Source organism: Mucilaginibacter yixingensis (genome assembly GCF_041080815.1).
In the GTDB taxonomy this organism is placed as follows: domain Bacteria; phylum Bacteroidota; class Bacteroidia; order Sphingobacteriales; family Sphingobacteriaceae; genus Mucilaginibacter; species Mucilaginibacter yixingensis.
Window position 1 is genome coordinate 5145908 of sequence record NZ_CP160205.1, and the last position, 14707, is coordinate 5160614.

At 52.2% G+C, this 14707-nt stretch carries 19 protein-coding genes; 12 read left to right on the plus strand and 7 right to left on the minus strand.

The features are described 5' to 3' along the window. Positions 1-31 precede the first annotated feature (31 nt). From ABZR88_RS21395 to ABZR88_RS21435, 9 genes are read left to right on the plus strand one after another with little or no spacing between them, the layout of a single operon-like run. Entirely contained in the window at positions 32-481 is a 450-nt protein-coding gene (locus ABZR88_RS21395) for a PA2169 family four-helix-bundle protein (RefSeq protein ID WP_107828046.1), read from the plus strand. Between the two features lie 54 nt (positions 482-535). Continuing rightward, on the plus strand, positions 536-1072 hold the full coding sequence (locus ABZR88_RS21400) for a pyridoxamine 5'-phosphate oxidase family protein (RefSeq protein WP_107827983.1): 537 nt from the start codon (positions 536-538) through the stop codon (positions 1070-1072). Continuing rightward, positions 1069-1728: a flavodoxin family protein gene (locus ABZR88_RS21405; RefSeq protein WP_107827984.1), complete on the plus strand. Its 660-nt coding sequence runs from the start codon at positions 1069-1071 to the stop codon at positions 1726-1728. The genes ABZR88_RS21400 and ABZR88_RS21405 overlap by 4 nt, the downstream gene beginning before the upstream one ends. Further along, on the plus strand, positions 1718-3352 hold the full coding sequence (locus ABZR88_RS21410) for an FAD/NAD(P)-binding protein (protein WP_107827985.1): 1635 nt from the start codon (positions 1718-1720) through the stop codon (positions 3350-3352). The genes ABZR88_RS21405 and ABZR88_RS21410 overlap by 11 nt, the downstream gene beginning before the upstream one ends. Next, entirely contained in the window at positions 3349-3933 is a 585-nt protein-coding gene (locus ABZR88_RS21415) for a DUF1543 domain-containing protein (protein ID WP_107827986.1), read from the plus strand. The genes ABZR88_RS21410 and ABZR88_RS21415 overlap by 4 nt, the downstream gene beginning before the upstream one ends. Beyond that, complete coding sequence (locus tag ABZR88_RS21420) at positions 3909-4439, plus strand: HD domain-containing protein (protein ID WP_107827987.1); 531 nt, start codon at positions 3909-3911, stop codon at positions 4437-4439. The genes ABZR88_RS21415 and ABZR88_RS21420 overlap by 25 nt, the downstream gene beginning before the upstream one ends. Before the next feature lie 45 nt (positions 4440-4484). Continuing rightward, on the plus strand, positions 4485-4664 hold the full coding sequence (locus ABZR88_RS21425) for a DUF6496 domain-containing protein (protein ID WP_107827988.1): 180 nt from the start codon (positions 4485-4487) through the stop codon (positions 4662-4664). Position 4665: 1 nt separating this feature from the next. Beyond that, positions 4666-5673, plus strand: a complete 1008-nt coding sequence (locus ABZR88_RS21430; protein ID WP_107827989.1) for an SDR family oxidoreductase — start codon at positions 4666-4668, stop codon at positions 5671-5673. Next, positions 5670-6164, plus strand: a complete 495-nt coding sequence (locus ABZR88_RS21435) for a DUF4142 domain-containing protein (protein ID WP_107827990.1) — start codon at positions 5670-5672, stop codon at positions 6162-6164. Before ABZR88_RS21430 ends, ABZR88_RS21435 begins: the two co-directional genes overlap by 4 nt. Before the next feature lie 35 nt (positions 6165-6199). On the opposite strand, the gene ABZR88_RS21440 is transcribed toward ABZR88_RS21435, so the two are convergent. From ABZR88_RS21440 to ABZR88_RS21465, 6 genes are all read right to left on the minus strand, one after another. Next, a complete protein-coding gene (locus ABZR88_RS21440) occupies positions 6200-6394 on the minus strand; it encodes a hypothetical protein (RefSeq protein WP_107827991.1) in 195 nt (64 codons plus the stop codon). Further along, positions 6391-6684, minus strand: a complete 294-nt coding sequence (locus tag ABZR88_RS21445; RefSeq protein ID WP_107827992.1) for a hypothetical protein — start codon at positions 6682-6684, stop codon at positions 6391-6393. The genes ABZR88_RS21440 and ABZR88_RS21445 overlap by 4 nt, the downstream gene beginning before the upstream one ends. Before the next feature lie 63 nt (positions 6685-6747). Beyond that, on the minus strand, positions 6748-7191 hold the full coding sequence (locus ABZR88_RS21450; RefSeq protein WP_107827993.1) for an Hsp20/alpha crystallin family protein: 444 nt from the start codon (positions 7189-7191) through the stop codon (positions 6748-6750). 344 nt (positions 7192-7535) lie between these two features. Then, positions 7536-7901, minus strand: coding sequence for a PleD family two-component system response regulator (locus ABZR88_RS21455; RefSeq protein ID WP_107827994.1), 366 nt, complete (start codon positions 7899-7901; stop codon positions 7536-7538). Further along, on the minus strand, positions 7891-9444 hold the full coding sequence (locus tag ABZR88_RS21460) for a PAS domain-containing protein (RefSeq protein ID WP_107827995.1): 1554 nt from the start codon (positions 9442-9444) through the stop codon (positions 7891-7893). Before ABZR88_RS21460 ends, ABZR88_RS21455 begins: the two co-directional genes overlap by 11 nt. A gap of 379 nt (positions 9445-9823) precedes the next feature. Continuing rightward, a complete protein-coding gene (locus tag ABZR88_RS21465) occupies positions 9824-10960 on the minus strand; it encodes an ATP-binding protein (protein WP_107827997.1) in 1137 nt (378 codons plus the stop codon). A gap of 235 nt (positions 10961-11195) precedes the next feature. On the opposite strand from ABZR88_RS21465, the gene ABZR88_RS21470 reads away from it, so the two are divergent. Genes ABZR88_RS21470 through ABZR88_RS21480 form a run of 3 tightly spaced genes read left to right on the plus strand, consistent with a single transcriptional unit; the run spans position 11196 to position 13976 of the window. After that, on the plus strand, positions 11196-12047 hold the full coding sequence (locus tag ABZR88_RS21470; RefSeq protein ID WP_107827998.1) for an NEW3 domain-containing protein: 852 nt from the start codon (positions 11196-11198) through the stop codon (positions 12045-12047). A gap of 23 nt (positions 12048-12070) precedes the next feature. After that, positions 12071-13018: an ABC transporter ATP-binding protein gene (locus tag ABZR88_RS21475; protein ID WP_107827999.1), complete on the plus strand. Its 948-nt coding sequence runs from the start codon at positions 12071-12073 to the stop codon at positions 13016-13018. Beyond that, a complete protein-coding gene (locus ABZR88_RS21480; protein WP_107828000.1) occupies positions 12972-13976 on the plus strand; it encodes an ABC transporter permease in 1005 nt (334 codons plus the stop codon). The genes ABZR88_RS21475 and ABZR88_RS21480 overlap by 47 nt, the downstream gene beginning before the upstream one ends. Before the next feature lie 261 nt (positions 13977-14237). On the opposite strand, the gene ABZR88_RS21485 is transcribed toward ABZR88_RS21480, so the two are convergent. Continuing rightward, positions 14238-14594, minus strand: a complete 357-nt coding sequence (locus ABZR88_RS21485; RefSeq protein WP_107828001.1) for a response regulator transcription factor — start codon at positions 14592-14594, stop codon at positions 14238-14240. Positions 14595-14707 lie beyond the last annotated feature (113 nt).

Genomic DNA, 14707 nt, shown 5'->3' on the forward strand with positions numbered 1-14707 from the left:
GGCGTTGTTAAAAGACATTAAAAACTACTTTATGGAAACCAAAACAACTTCAGTTCTGAACGAACTGATCGAGATCAACAATGACCGCGTCGCCGGTTTTGAAAAAGCGATGGCTGACATCAAAGACGAAAATGTCGACCTCAAACAACTGTTCCAGCGCTTTGCAGCGCAGAGCCGCGAAAACAGTCAGGAACTGGCTGCCCTGGTGGGCAGCGAAGGTGACGAAGTGGAAACCGGCACCAGCGTATCGGGCAGCCTGCACCGCGCCTGGATCGATGTGAAAGCGCTGTTTGGGGGCAGTACCCGCGAGAGTATTTTATCCGAAGCCGAACGCGGCGAGGATGCGATCAAAAAAGCTTATCGTGATGCGCTGGAAGACGAAGAACTGAGCGCCGGTGCCCGTGAAGTGGTGAACCGCCAGCAAAGCGGGATCAACGCCGCGCACGATGAAGTGAAAGCGCTTCGTGACGCTGCGAAATAACCAACTGATCTTTTCAACGGGCGCTGCAAACGCAGCGCCCCATTTTTTTTACCTATGAATAGTATCGACCAACAACAACCGGAAGTGAACCGCGAAAATCTGAGCGGCGCTGAAGCCGTGGAAAAGATCAAAGAGCTGGCCGGCAAAACGCAGACCTGCTTTTTCAATACCGATCTGAGATCCGGCCGTGCCGCCGCAACGCGGCCCATGTCCGTGCAGCAGATCGACGACGAAGGCAACCTCTGGTTCCTGAGCGCAGTGGACAGCCATAAAAACGCGGAAATTCAACAGTATAACCGCGTACAGCTTTTATTTATGGGTTCGGCACATTCCGATTTTCTAACCCTTGGCGGCAGGGCCAGTATCAGCACCGATAAAGTCAAGATCAAAGAATTATGGGAACCCATCGTCAAAACCTGGTTCACCGAAGGCGTAGATGACCCGCGCATCACCGTGATCAAGGTTACCCCGGATGAAGGCTACTACTGGGATACCAAACACGGCAAAATGGTGGCCTTTTTGAAAATGATCGCTGGCAGCATTATCGGTAAAACATTGGATGACAGCGTCCAGGGAGAAGTGAAACCATGAAGGCTTTATTGATCAATTGCACGCTCAAACGAGCGCCGAAATTTTCCAATACCGAAGCGCTGGCGAAAAAAGCCGCCGAACAGTTTCAGGAAAAAGGCATTGAAACTGAGATGATCCGGCTGAATGCTTATAACGTGCTGCCAGGTAACAGCTCCGATGAAGGTGAAGGCGACGAATGGCCGCAAATTTTAGAGAAAATCAAAGCCTGCCATATCTTTATCATCGCCACGCCCATCTGGATGGGGCATTTGGCTTCCACTGCGCAAAAAGTCATTGAACGGCTGGATGCGATATTCCGCGATGAAGAACTGATGGATGAAAAAACAGGTCAGTTTATGCCCTATAACAAAGTGGCCGGTTGCCTGGTGACCGGTAACGAAGATGGCGCCCACAGTTGTGCCGCGCAAGTCCTCTGGTCCTTGCAAGAAGTGGGTTTCACCATCCCTCCGAATGTTAACGCTTATTGGGTCGGCATGGCCGGGGGCGAAAAAGATTATGTAGAAGCCGGTGGCGAGCGCTATTTATACACCAATAAAAGCTTGCGTTATATGACTGAAAACCTGGCCTGGTTCGCTCAGCTTTTACAGAACCACCCCATCGGCACCAATTTGCTGGAGGCCGAAGCAAAAGCCAAAGCGGAAAGCGATGAGGAATAAAAGAGATGTTCGCCGCATCGCCATTTTAGGCGGCGGCCCTTCCGCCTTGTTTATTTTCAAACGCCTCGTGGAAAGCGGCCACCAGGATTTCAGCGTGGACATTTATGAAAAAAGTGCTGAGTTAGGCTGCGGGATGCCTTATGGACACGACGGCGCTGCCGATGAACACGTTACCAACGTTTCGGGCAACGAAATCCCTGAACTGCCCAACGACATGGCCGACTGGGTGAAAAAAGTACCGAAAGACACCCTCGATAAATACCACCTCGATGCTGGAAAATTCAACGATTATAAAGTATTGCCCCGCCTGCTTTTTGGCCAGTATCTCTGTGATCAATTCAAAAACCTGCTGCACCAAGCCAAAGAAAATGGATTAAACACACAGGTTTATTACAACACCAGCGTTTTAGACATCATTGATCTGCCCGACGAGCAGCAAGTTGAAGTGCGTACCCATAAAGGCGCTGAAACGTATGACCACGTGATCGTATGTACCGGCCACCTCTGGCCTAAAAAACACGAAGGTCAAGTAACAGGTTGGTTCGATTCACCTTACCCTCCGGAAAAGATCGCGCTGAAGGCCGATTACCCTGTGGCAGTAAGAGGCGCTTCACTGACTGCCATAGACGCTATACGCACTTTGGGCAGGCACAACGGACATTTTGAAAAAGACGAAAATGGCCGATTACATTTTTATCCCGAAAGCCCCGGTTTTAAAATCGTGATGCACTCGCGCAATGGGCTCTTGCCGGCCGTGCGTTTCCACCTGGAAGACTCCCATTTAGGTAAAGACACCGTGCTGTCACCGGAAAGAATCGCTGCTAACCGTGAAGCTAACGAAGGCTTTCTTTCGCTCGATTATGTTTTTGAGGAAAACTTTAAAAAAGGTATCCGCGAACACGATCCCGCCTGTTACGACGAGATCAAAGACATGAACATGGAAGCTTTTGTTGATCATATGATGACCAAACGCGAAGCCCGTGACCCTTTCGAATTGTTGAAAGATGAATATGCCGAAGCGGAACGCTCTATCAAAACGCATCAATCGGTCTACTGGAAAGAAATGCTGGCCATCCTCAGCTTTGCCATGAATTACCCCGCCAAGTATTTCTCCGCCGAAGATTATCAACGCATATACAAAACACTAATGCCGCTGATCTCCGTAGTGATCGCCTTCGTACCGCAAAGCTCGGCGGAAACCCTCATGGCGATGCACGAAGCTGGTTGCCTGGAAATGAAAGTGGTGGATCAGGACGAAGAACCCGAACCCGGTGAACAAGGCGGCGCGGATTATGCGGGCGTACATTATCAACTATTTGTTGACTGCATCGGCCAGCCGCATATCTCGTTTGAAGATATCCCCTTTGAAGGATTAAAGGCTGTCGGCACACCTGCCCGTCTTGGCTTCCGTAACAAACCAGACGAATACCTGACCGTGCCCGGCCTGGCGATCAACGACCGTTTTCAGTTACTGGACGCCTACGGTGCCCTGAATGAACGCATCTATATCATGGCCGTCCCTTTTATCGGTGGTTATAACCCCGATTATTCAGGACTGGATTTCAGCGAAGCAGCTTCCAAACTGGTGCTGGATGGTTTATTGAACAAAGCAATGAGCGCATGAACCTTAAACTATATATGGTGTTATTGGGTTCCAAAGCGCCGGGCCGCAGCGTCGAACAGCACGATTTCTTCTTCGGTATTGGCGCTACACTCGCGGAATTGGTTCCCGCCATGCGCGAATTCTGGTCCGAAGCCGGTAACAGCCTGCACATCGACGGCTGGCGGGAAGTGACCCATGTGGAGGGGCACCAGGTAAACATCATCCCCAAAGCACAAGCCGACCCGGGTAACACAAAACGTTTATTCTTTATCAACCTCGGCGGTTACCAGACCGGTAAACTGGAAGAACAGCATTACACCCTGCTCACCGTTCAGGAAGACCGCAAACAAGCGATCAAAGCCTCCACCGGAACGGATTTTTTCAAAACTGCATCGATTGAAAAAGTTAAAGCTGCTGCTGCACACATTGATGAAAAATATGGCATCGATGTAGATGATATCTACCGTATTGACGACCTGCTATCACCTGCATTCAAAGCCCTATACCATATCGAGCTGTTACCGGATCCAAACTCTGTTCCCGATGAAATTCATTTAGGTTATCTCAAACTCAACCAATGGAACAGCGGACTGAAGCACTGACCGTCTGGGTTGCCGAAAAATATGCAGGACATCTCATCCCGCTCAGCGGCGAACCCTATTTCAGCCATTGCCTGGCCGTAGCCCAAACCGTTGCCCCTTACATCATTCTCGGCTGTGAAGCCGGGTTATGCCATGATCTATTAGAAGACCATATCACCACAGCGGAGGCCTTGCGAACCGCCTTGTTGGCATTTGCCTATACAGTTCCCGAAACCGAACAAATAGTCGCCATGGTCAACGAGCTAAGCGATGTCTTTCACCCTGATAACTATTCAGACACAGGCAAGAAAAAACTTCGCTGGCTCGAAACCCAACGCCTGGCAACCATCAGTTCCGCTGCCCAGACCATCAAATATGCCGACCTGATTGATAATGCCATATGGGTGCGGCAACACGAGCCGCACAAATGGCAGCGATACGCAAACCGCAAACGTAAACTCCTGCACCTGCTCGACAAAGGCGATCCGATACTCCGTCAGCAAGCACTGGGAATTTTTTTTAACTAAAACTATAATTCTACAGGTCTGTTTTTTTGTAAAAAAGACAGCATCATGGCCAAATATTCAGAAAAAGCGCAGGACAAGGTTCACCAGGCTTTACACGAAGAAAAAGAAGGTACGCTGAAAAGCGGCCGCAGCGGAAAAAAAGTAACCAGCCGTAAACAGGCGATCGCCATCGGGCTTTCCGAAGCCCGCGCGGCAGGCGCCAAAGTACCCAAAAAGAAAGACTGAAATGCAAAACGAATCTAAAATGAACCGGCGGCAGGCCGTCGCCGGCATCGGTACGGCACTGGCCGCTGTCGCGGTTACCCCCGTACTGGGAGGAACACCTATGGAAAACAAACCCTATGACGGGCCCGCCAGGATCAGCGACCCGACCAAACTGCACCCCAAACCGCCTTTTAAAAGCCAGCCGCAGCCCTGGCCGGGTTTGCAGAGCAAAATGGATCCGGTGCCGGATTGCGGCGAAAGAAGCTATAAAGGCTCCGGCCGTTTAACGGGCCGCAAAGCCCTGATCACCGGCGGCGATTCGGGTATGGGACGTGCAGCGGCGATCGCCTATGCCCGGGAGGGCGCCGATGTCGCTATTAATTATTACCCGACCGAGGAGCCCGATGCCCAGGAAGTGATCGCGCTGATCAAAAAGGAAGGCCGCAAAGCCATTGCCATTCCCGGCGACCTGCGGCAGGAAGCTTTCTGCAAGGAACTGGTGCATAAAGCCATTGCAGGTCTGGGCGGACTGGATATCATCGTGAATAATGCCGGCCGGCAGCAATCACAGAATTCCATCCTGGATATTACCAGCGAGGCATTTGATGCGACCATGAAGACCAATATCTACGCGCCGTTCTGGATCATCCGCGAAGCACTGCCGCATCTGCCGCCGGGATCGGCCATCATCGGCACGACCTCCGAACAAGCATATGATCCGAGCCCAGACCTGTATGACTATGCGCAAACCAAGGCCGCGACGATGAATTACGTCAAGTCACTGGCCAAACAATTAGGGCCAAAAGGCATCCGCGTGAATGGTGTCGCACCGGGCCCGATCTGGACAGCTTTGCAGATCAGCGGCGGCGCCCAGCCGGAAAAACAACAGATGTTTGGTAGCTGGACGATGCTGGGCAGGCCGGGGCAGCCCGCGGAACTGGCTTCGATCTACGTACAATTGGCTGCTGCCGATGCCAGTTTCGCCAGCGGCCAGGTCTATGGTTCGTCAGGAGGCGTTGGGCAGCCATGAGCAAGCTATTATTCGTTATATTCCTGGGTTTTTGCGTAGCCGCCAAAGCCCAGATCCCGCAGCCGGATCCTGACACCACGGCCCGGCATTTCCTGATCGTGGCCAGTATCAAGAGCCTTCAGGAGGTGAGCGCCGGCAACCTTGCCGCGCAGAAAGCCATGCGACCGGATGTCAAAGCCTTTGGGCAGATGATGGTCAAGGATCATGGCGATACGGAGCAAAAACTCCTGGCCTTGGCGAAGAGCCGGCATATCATCTTGCCATCCGCGGCGACCGGCGCTATCCGGCCTGACCTGAACCTGGAAAAAGCGAGCACCAGATTTGATCAGCTGTACGTCCACGCCATGGTTGCCGGGCATGGCAATACGGTCCAGGTTTTTGAAAATTATGCGACCGCCGGGAAGGACCCGGAAGTCAAAGCATTCGCACAACAAATGTTGCCTACGCTAAGGCACCACCTGATGGAGATCAAAGCGATCGAAGAAAAATGAAATAAGCGCAAGGCGGGTGTATGCCGCCCTGCGCTTTAGCATTGACCGGCCCAGTCATCATCCCGGTCCCGGCGGGTCAGGATCCCGGCGAACCATAGCAGGAACATGATGCTGAACAGGTTCCGTATCTCCGCCGGCAGCGTATGCCGCGCCAAATAGTTCAGCCCGGCCCATGCTGCAAGGAGGAGCGCCAGCGATGCCAGCAGGAGCGAAATGACTTTCTCTTTCATGGCATTTCCTCCAGGTTCTTTAAACGGAAGATCTCCCGCGCGATCAGCTTGCAGTTATCGCCCAGTTCTTCCAGCGTACAGCAGATCGTTCTGATCTTCACCGGCAACTCATTCACCGTTTCCATTAAATCAATATGCAGCAGGCAGGACGCCAGGAGGTCGGCGCTGCCTTTCAATTGTTCGAAGAGGCCGTAAGCGGCTTCGCGGTCATTGCCCAAGAAATACTGGCCGTAATCCACAAAACCTTTCGGGGTCTTCAGGCTCAGTAAGATATAAAATTGCGTTTCCATAGCCGTTAAATTCAAAGAGCCCCTGCAAGCAGGAGCCCTTTGGGTTAAAAACTATTCATACACTTATTTGATCTCGATCTGGCGGCGTACCGCTTTGGCTTCTTCGCGCTTGGCGATATCGATGCGCAGTACCCCGTCGGTGTAGCTGGCGTCGATGCGGCTGTCATCTGCACTTTCCGGTAAAGTGAACGAACGCACGAAGGAACTGTAGCTGTACTCACGCTTGCTGTAATTTTTTTGGTTGTCTTCGTGGTCAGCACTTTGTTCCACCGAAATGCTCAGCTGGTTACGTTCCAGGTTGAGTTTGAAGTCCTCTTTTTTAAGACCAGGTGCGGCAAGTTCTACATGATAGTTGTTCTCGCTCTCGCTGATGTTCACCGCAGGTACACGGGTCACCAGCCGGTCACTAAAAAAGGTGTCATTAAAAATAGATTCGAATACGTCGTTAAAGCCTGGCAATAACGCGTTGCCGGTTGGTTTTGCGGAATTGAATTTAACCAATGTCATAGGTCTTTCCTCCTTAATAAATTAATGATTGAAACTTATTTGTTAATTAAACTACCAGCTGGTATTCAAGTCCCGTGCCAGGGTGCCATCCGGCCTGACTTGCTGAAAAAATTGCAGTTTCTGTGAAAATTTTTCAGTTTCCCCGTGTCAAAATTTCAACCCGCAGGCCTTTAGTCCTGCCTTTCATACGTCCGCCATGTATTTATTTAAGGGCGGCTGCGTACCTAAAGTCTTAACGACCGGTGAGAGATCAGGCGTTAGCAAATGCCGGGTGTGGCAGACATCCGGCCGGTAGGGTGTCATTTTAATAAACGATGCGCGGTAGCTGGTGGCGCCTGCCCGGATCAATCCTGCGGGAGTACCGTCCTTACTTTCTCCACCAACTGGTCCAGGTCAAACGGCTTAGCGATAAAGTCCGTTGCGCCCGCATTCATGGCAATGGTTTTGCCGTCCCGGCTGGCTGAGATCACAATGACCGGAAGCCCCCGGGTCGCGGGGTTTTCCCGTAGCGAACGCAGGACCTGGTCGCCCGAAAGTACCGGCATCCACAGGTCGAGCAACAGGAGATCAGGATGTTCGCGGTTGACAATGTTGGCGATATTCAGGGAATTAATTTCCGGTATCGTCTCGAAACCTTCCTCCTTCAGGATCAATTCCACCAGGTCCAGGATGCCCTCATCATCATCGCAGATCAGAATTTTAGCGGCCATCGGCGACTCCTTCCGTTTGATCCAGTGGCAGGGTAAAGCTGAAGGTAGACCCTTTATTCAGTTCGCTGTCCACCCATAAAGTGCCGTTATGGTTACGGATGATCTCTGCGCAAATATAGAGCCCGATACCCATGCCCGGAAAATGCTGCTGTATCTCGCCGACCCGGTAGAACCGGTCGAAAATACGCTCCTGCTCATCCCTGGCGATACCCAAACCAAAATCCTTCACGGAGAATTTCAGGTAATCGCTGACCACGGATAAATGCACCTCGACCCGGTCATGATCCGGCGAGTACTTGATGGCATTGCTGAGTAGGTTGGTGACCACTTGGGCAATATGCGATTCATCGCCATTCACCCGGCACCCGGTCCCGCCGCTAACCACGATCTCATGGGATTTGGTCGCTTGGCGGATGCTGTCCACTGCTTCGGCTGCCATTTCGTCAAAATCGAAAGGGTCCTTATGCAGTTCGATTTTGCCTGACTGAATGCGCGACACATCCAGCAATTCCCCGATGAGGTTGTTCAGCCGCTCCACGTACAAAGCGGTCTTACCCACTGCACTCAACAGTTTTTCGTCTGCCGTATTGGGCATCAGGCGATTGATGATCTGGATATACCCTTTGATGGTGGTTAAGGGCGTTTTCAGCTCATGGCTGGCAATGGACAGGAAGTCGTCCTTGCGCTGCTCGATCGCGCGTCTTTCGGTGATATCCTCGATCGCGATCAGGATACGGTCCTTATACTGGCCCTCCAGTTCGATGCGGTGGGCATTGAGCAGCATCAGTTTTTTACCGATATGCGGAAAATCGTGGCTCACCTCGAAATCGATCACCGGGTTATTGGTCGGGAGGATCTGCTCGAGCAGGTTTTTAAGTTCCCGGATGTCCCATTGGCCGTTGCCGAGTTCATAAAGCGTTTTGCCTTCCGTTTCTTCCCTGGACACCTTAAAGGTGCGGATAAAATGATCGTTCACGGAAAGCACCTTCAGGTCCGGTGACAGCACCAGCAAACTTTCCCGCACGGTCTGGACGATACTGGCCAGATATTCTTCGCTTTGTCTGAGGCTTTGCGTGCGCTCCTCGATGCGCTGCTCGAGCCTGGACTGGTTGGTACGCAGATCTTCCTCGGCCTGTTTGCGGCGGGTGATATCGTTCTGTACGCCGATAAAATAATCGACCTTCCCCTCGTTGTTCTTAATAGGCGATACGTACAGCTCGTTCCAGAACAGGGTACCGTTCTTCTTGTAATTGCGGATCTCCACCACGCAGGTCTCGCCCTGGTCGATCGCCTCGCGCAACTGTTGCCGCGGCTGCTGGTTACGGTCATCCTTTTGCAGGAAGCGGCAATTATGCCCGATGATCTCCGGCCTTTGGTAGCCGGTGATACGCTCAAAGGCCTGGTTGCAGTAAATGATCGGGTTGTCCGGCTGACGGTTATCCGTGATAATGATACCCGAGACCGACGCGTCGAGTGCTTTTTTCAGCAGCCCGATGTCCTCGTTCAGGATATGTTCATAGTTAATTAAATGCTTCTCCGACATAAAACAGAATCAATAGTTGTTTAAACGGCTAATCGTCATGCGTAATAAAACCATATGGAACTGATAATGTTTGAGCGGCGATCGCCTTGAATCCATAATCCGTCCGGCGACGTAACTTTTAATCCAGTGCTGGTACGAATATACCGCTGGCACCCGGTGCGGCTGTGCCCGATGCGGTCCCTGCCGGGCAAGATCGTCATGAGGGGAGAGATTAAAAAGTGTGTCTGCAAGAGGCCATAAACATACATCGCGCCAAATGCTGCGGTCCAGAAAAACAGAACAAGAGTATTCATAGCAGATGCAGGCCATGTATTTACCTGCCGCAACATAAATTTAACATTCGAATCTACCATAAGTTTGTAGGCCGAATTGCTGATCTTCAAATCGTGGCAGCAGGAGTGGGCTGCTGAAGCGTCAGCCACAGGTTAAAATTAAACCAGGTGCCCTTGCCGACCTCGCTTTGGATCCGGAAGGAGCCTTCCATGAGCCCGATCAGTTTTTTGACGATCGACAGCCCGAGGCCGGATCCGCCCGATTTGCGCCATTGCGGATCGTCCACCTGCTCAAACCGTTTAAAGATCCTTTTGATAGCGGCTGCCGGAATGCCGATACCCGTGTCCGCAACGGTAAAAGCCAGCTGCACCCGGTTGTTCTGCTCCTCTAATTTACTGACCCGCAGCACCACCGACCCGGCTTCCGTAAATTTGATGGCGTTATTGATCAGGTTGATCAGGATCTGGCTCAGCCGCAGCGCATCTGCCAGCACCTGTGCCGGTAAGTCGTCCGCCAGCTCGCAGCTCAGGGCGAGCCCCTTCTCCCTGGCCAGGGGGCTGAGCATTTCACATACGTTTTTGAGTAATTGCCGCAGATCGGTTTCTGCAAGCGCTAACTTTACTTTCCCTGCGTCGATTTTCGCACTTTCCAGCACATCGTTGACAATGCCGAGTAAAGTCCTGGACGTATAGTCCATCAGGCCCAGCAGCTCCGATTGCTCCTCATCCAGCTTCGTGGCTTGCAGCAGGTAGACCAGCGAGATCAGCGAATTCACCGGCGTCCGGAGCTCATGGCTCATATTAGCCAGGAAGATCTCTTTCTCGGCCCGGTTAGCTTCGATCTCCAGCTGGTAACGGATCAGCGCCACCAGGGATTTAACCTTCGCATTCAGGATATACAGATCCAGCGGCTTGAATAAATAATCCACCGCACCGAGGTTCAGCCCGTGTACGATCTCTTCCGAAGTCATCGACCTGCCGGTGAGCAGTACGACCAGGATCTGGCTCGTCAGCGGATTATTCTTGATCGACGCCAAAACTTCATAGCCATTCATGCCCGGCATGTGAACATCGACCAGCGCAATGCTGATCTTTTCATCGATGCACCGCTGACATGCCTGGCCGGGAGCACTGCAGGTCAGCACGTTGATGCCCTGACCGTCCAATGCGCCGGCAATCATTTCCAGGTTGGCTGCGTCGTCATCAACCAGCAGCAGGTTTACCGGATAGTTTGTTTCTTCCATACTATTTTTTAGGCATAGCGATCAATAAGCTTACACATAACAGGAATAATCGGTATTTGTTGACATCGCCCCTGCATACGCTCACATCTCAGCCTGAATTGTTAAAAAATGTTAAAGCACTTGCGGCTTTTTTACCGCCTTTTTTAATTTGGACCATCAATTTTAAATACATTAAACCCAATTTATCAACAGCATTTTTTGAAAGCTATCATTTAACCGTTTTAGTTCTTAGATCATGTTAAGCAACATCCCTACCACCAACGCAGGCTTATTACGCCGGTTAAGCTCAATCATTCTTATTTTATTTATTTCCGGTTTCCTGGCCCGCGCACAGCAGCCGCCTTCGGGCGCTAAGTCCGCCTTCACGGCCAAGCTGATGAACATCGAAGCGGCATCCAACGAGATCTTCCGTTATACGACCACGCTCCATAACGGGTCGGCAAGTGCAAAGGTTTACGAGCTAAAACCCGACCTGCCGGCGGGCTGGATGATCGCCTTCAAAGTAGATGGCACCCAGGTGACCTCCATCAATATGGACGCAGGCAAATCGCAGGACATCAGCGTGGAGATCAATGCCGCACCGAATGCGCCGGCTAAGAAATATGTCATTCCCATCCGCGCCGTTGCCAAGCCGGATTCCCTTTCGCTCAACCTGGAGGCCGTGGTCAAAGGCACTTACGGTATCTTCCTGAGCACACCTACCGGCAGACTGAGCGACGAGGTGACCTCGGGCAGCCAGAAACAATTGCCCTTAGTGGTAAAGAATACCGGCACCTTAACACTCAACAACGCACAAATTACTGCCCAGTTGCCCGCCGGGTGGGAAGCGACCTACGAGCCCTCCGCGATCAAGCAACTGGGCCCCGGCCAGACCGCCGATATCACCGCGACCTTAAAAGTGCCTGACAAAACACTGGCCGGGGACTATTCCGGGACCTTTACGGCGACCTCCGGCAGCACCAACACCCAGATCGCTTACCGGCTTACCGTCAAAACGTCCCTGCTTTCCGGATGGATCGGGATCCTCCTTATTTTCCTGGCCATCGGCATCGTGTATTACCTGATTCGTAAATACGGGAGGAGATAAGCCGCCCATTACCGTTTTTACCAATGAAAGATCCTATTATACAGCTGAAAGGCCTGACCAAGCTTTATGGCGCGCAGAAAGCCGTCGATCACCTGGACCTGGACATTTACAAAGGGGAGATCTTCGGTCTGCTGGGCCCGAACGGAGCGGGCAAAACCACGACCATCCTGATGATGCTGGGATTAACCGAACCCGCCGGGGGAAGTGCTCTGGTTTGCGGGTACAACGCCACGCGCAACCCTTTGGAGGTCAAGCGAAAAGTTGGCTATATGCCGGACAGCGTTGGCTTTTACGACCATATGAGCGCTGCGGAGAATTTGCAGTACATCGGCCGGCTGAACGGCATACCCGAAGCGCAGTTGAAAGGACGCGTGGCGGAAACGTTAGAAATTGTGGGGCTGACCTCGGACAGCCACAAACCCACCGCAGCCTTTTCCCGAGGCATGAAGCAGCGCCTCGGCCTGGCAGACGTGCTCCTGAAGCAGCCGGAAGTGATCATCCTGGACGAACCCACCTTAGGGATCGATCCTGCCGGGGTTAAGGAGTTCCTGACCCTCATCAAACAACTCAGCCGGCAACAGGGACTGACTGTGCTGTTGTCTTCTCATCATTTGCATCATGTGCAACAGGTTTGCGACCGGGTCGGCATCTTCGTCGAGGGGAAACTACTGGCAGCAGGGAACCTGGAAAAATTAGCCGCTCAACTGTTTGGCAAAGCGGGCTACATTACGGCCGTTACGCTCGAGGAACCGGTCGCAAAGCCCGAACCCTTGACGGACATCGTGAAAAATCTGGATGGCGTCGAGCAGATCGACGTCCATGAACATGAAATCGACATTACCTGCAGCCGGGATATGACCCCGGACCTGGTCCGCTATCTGGTCAAAGAAGGCTGCAATATTACCCGTGTTAATCAAAAAAACTATGGACTTGAAGATATCTATCAAAAATATTTTGAATCCGCCAATTAATAGCGGAGAATCAGGCCCGCTAAGGGTCATGATCCATAAAGAGATTGGCGATCATATCCGCAGCTGGCGCTTTGCGATCCTCATCGGACTGATCGTCCTGACCTTCGTCGCCTCCCTGTATGTGTCTTTGACGAACGTGAAACGCTCCTTCGGCGACCTGAACGATCCGGATCATGCCTTTTTATACCTTAAACTGCTGACAGCGACCGATAACTCCGTTCCGCCGTTTCATATCTTTTTAAGTTTTCTCGCTCCGCTGTTAGGTATCAGTCTGGGTTTCGATGCCATCAACTCGGAGCAGAATGGCGGCACCCTGATCCGGCTGCTGGCGCAGCCGGTCTACCGGGACAATCTATTGCTGGCCAAGTTTTTAAGCGCCTTGGTGGTGGTCAGCAGCCTGTTTGCCGCCCTTACCCTGCTGATGATCGGCGGCGGGCTTTTATTAACGGGAGTACGCATGGAACCGCAGGAGTTGCTGAGGATCATCGGCTTCCTGGTCATCACCATCGTTTATGTCGCTTTCTGGCTAAGCCTGTCCATCGTCCTGTCGATCGTTTTCCGTCAGGCAGCCACTTCCGCGCTCACCGCCATCGGTATCTGGCTGTTCTTTACCGTCTTTTACCAACTGGTCGTCAATCTGGCGATCCGGTCCTTACTCCCGGACCCGGCTCTGCTTACGCAGGAACAGGTGATCCGGTACAACGAGATCATTCTGAACCTCCTTCGCATTGCGCCCAATCACCTTTACACGGATGCCGTTACCACCCTATTGATGCCCTCGGTCCGCAGTCTGGGGCCGCTGACGATGGAGCAGATGGCCGGGGCAATTCCGTCCTCACTGCCGTTTAAAGAAAGCCTGATGCTGGCCTGGCCGCAGGTGAGCGGCTTAGTGGCCTCCATGACCGGATGTTTTGCCTGGGCCTATTACCTGCTTATGCGAAGGGAGATCCGCAGCTAGCGAACCGAACGCGGATAAAGTTTCGGGTTGTACAGTGCTTTCATCGCCAACCATCCGCCGGACTTTACCCTCGCTATCCAGCCATGGAAAGGTTTGTGATCAGTCCCGGAATGACTGGCGCACGCCGCTTACCGTGATCAAAACCACCCTTCAGCTCTTGCAGCAGCGCGGCATGGCGGTTGACCCGGAATTTCTGAACCGGAGTACCCATGCCGCCGTGAAAGCGATCGGAAGATTGGAAACTTTGGGTAGCCGGAAAAGTTAACGGAAAAGGCCAGCCACCAGGGAAAGCAGCTGGTCAATATCAAAGGGTTTGGTCAGGAATTCATCCGCACCGGCCGCGCGCGCTGTCTCTTCCAGGTGCATGGTAGCCGACATCAGTATCACCGGTATATGGCTTGTAAGCGGAGCGGCCTTCAGCTGCCGGCAAATATCCGCCCCCCAACTATCCTCCAGCCGGTGATCGAGGATCAAAAGGTCCGGCAAAGCTGCGAAGGCCAAATGCAAAGCATCGGCGCCGAGCGATTTTAAAACCCGGTAGCCGGCGTCTGATAAGATATATCCCATAATATCCAGGATATCTGCATCATTTTCGGCGATTAAGATCGTTTTGGGCATGTTCTTCAAAAGCGCCGCAAAGATATAATTTATTTTTGGTTAAAAATATAAATTATAAGTAAAAATCAAATACTCCTGAAGGTGATTTTGCCGACCTGACGCAAGAAAACCAA

Bases quoted from the DNA above. Each gene is read 5' to 3' on its own strand.
- ABZR88_RS21440 (WP_107827991.1), bottom strand. From the start codon at position 6,394: ATGAAAGAGAAAGTCATTTCGCTCCTGCTGGCATCGCTGGCGCTCCTC.
- ABZR88_RS21430 (WP_107827989.1), top strand. From the start codon at position 4,666: ATGCAAAACGAATCTAAAATGAACCGGCGGCAGGCCGTCGCCGGCATC.
- ABZR88_RS21445 (WP_107827992.1), bottom strand. From the start codon at position 6,684: ATGGAAACGCAATTTTATATCTTACTGAGCCTGAAGACCCCGAAAGGT.
- ABZR88_RS21395 (WP_107828046.1), top strand. From the start codon at position 32: ATGGAAACCAAAACAACTTCAGTTCTGAACGAACTGATCGAGATCAAC.
- ABZR88_RS21455 (WP_107827994.1), bottom strand. From the start codon at position 7,901: ATGGCCGCTAAAATTCTGATCTGCGATGATGATGAGGGCATCCTGGAC.
- ABZR88_RS21470 (WP_107827998.1), top strand. From the start codon at position 11,196: ATGTTAAGCAACATCCCTACCACCAACGCAGGCTTATTACGCCGGTTA.
- ABZR88_RS21435 (WP_107827990.1), top strand. From the start codon at position 5,670: ATGAGCAAGCTATTATTCGTTATATTCCTGGGTTTTTGCGTAGCCGCC.
- ABZR88_RS21425 (WP_107827988.1), top strand. From the start codon at position 4,485: ATGGCCAAATATTCAGAAAAAGCGCAGGACAAGGTTCACCAGGCTTTA.
- ABZR88_RS21400 (WP_107827983.1), top strand. From the start codon at position 536: ATGAATAGTATCGACCAACAACAACCGGAAGTGAACCGCGAAAATCTG.
- ABZR88_RS21405 (WP_107827984.1), top strand. From the start codon at position 1,069: ATGAAGGCTTTATTGATCAATTGCACGCTCAAACGAGCGCCGAAATTT.
- ABZR88_RS21485 (WP_107828001.1), bottom strand. From the start codon at position 14,594: ATGCCCAAAACGATCTTAATCGCCGAAAATGATGCAGATATCCTGGAT.
- ABZR88_RS21460 (WP_107827995.1), bottom strand. From the start codon at position 9,444: ATGTCGGAGAAGCATTTAATTAACTATGAACATATCCTGAACGAGGAC.
- ABZR88_RS21415 (WP_107827986.1), top strand. From the start codon at position 3,349: ATGAACCTTAAACTATATATGGTGTTATTGGGTTCCAAAGCGCCGGGC.
- ABZR88_RS21475 (WP_107827999.1), top strand. From the start codon at position 12,071: ATGAAAGATCCTATTATACAGCTGAAAGGCCTGACCAAGCTTTATGGC.
- ABZR88_RS21450 (WP_107827993.1), bottom strand. From the start codon at position 7,191: ATGACATTGGTTAAATTCAATTCCGCAAAACCAACCGGCAACGCGTTA.
- ABZR88_RS21480 (WP_107828000.1), top strand. From the start codon at position 12,972: ATGGACTTGAAGATATCTATCAAAAATATTTTGAATCCGCCAATTAAT.
- ABZR88_RS21465 (WP_107827997.1), bottom strand. From the start codon at position 10,960: ATGGAAGAAACAAACTATCCGGTAAACCTGCTGCTGGTTGATGACGAC.
- ABZR88_RS21420 (WP_107827987.1), top strand. From the start codon at position 3,909: ATGGAACAGCGGACTGAAGCACTGACCGTCTGGGTTGCCGAAAAATAT.
- ABZR88_RS21410 (WP_107827985.1), top strand. From the start codon at position 1,718: ATGAGGAATAAAAGAGATGTTCGCCGCATCGCCATTTTAGGCGGCGGC.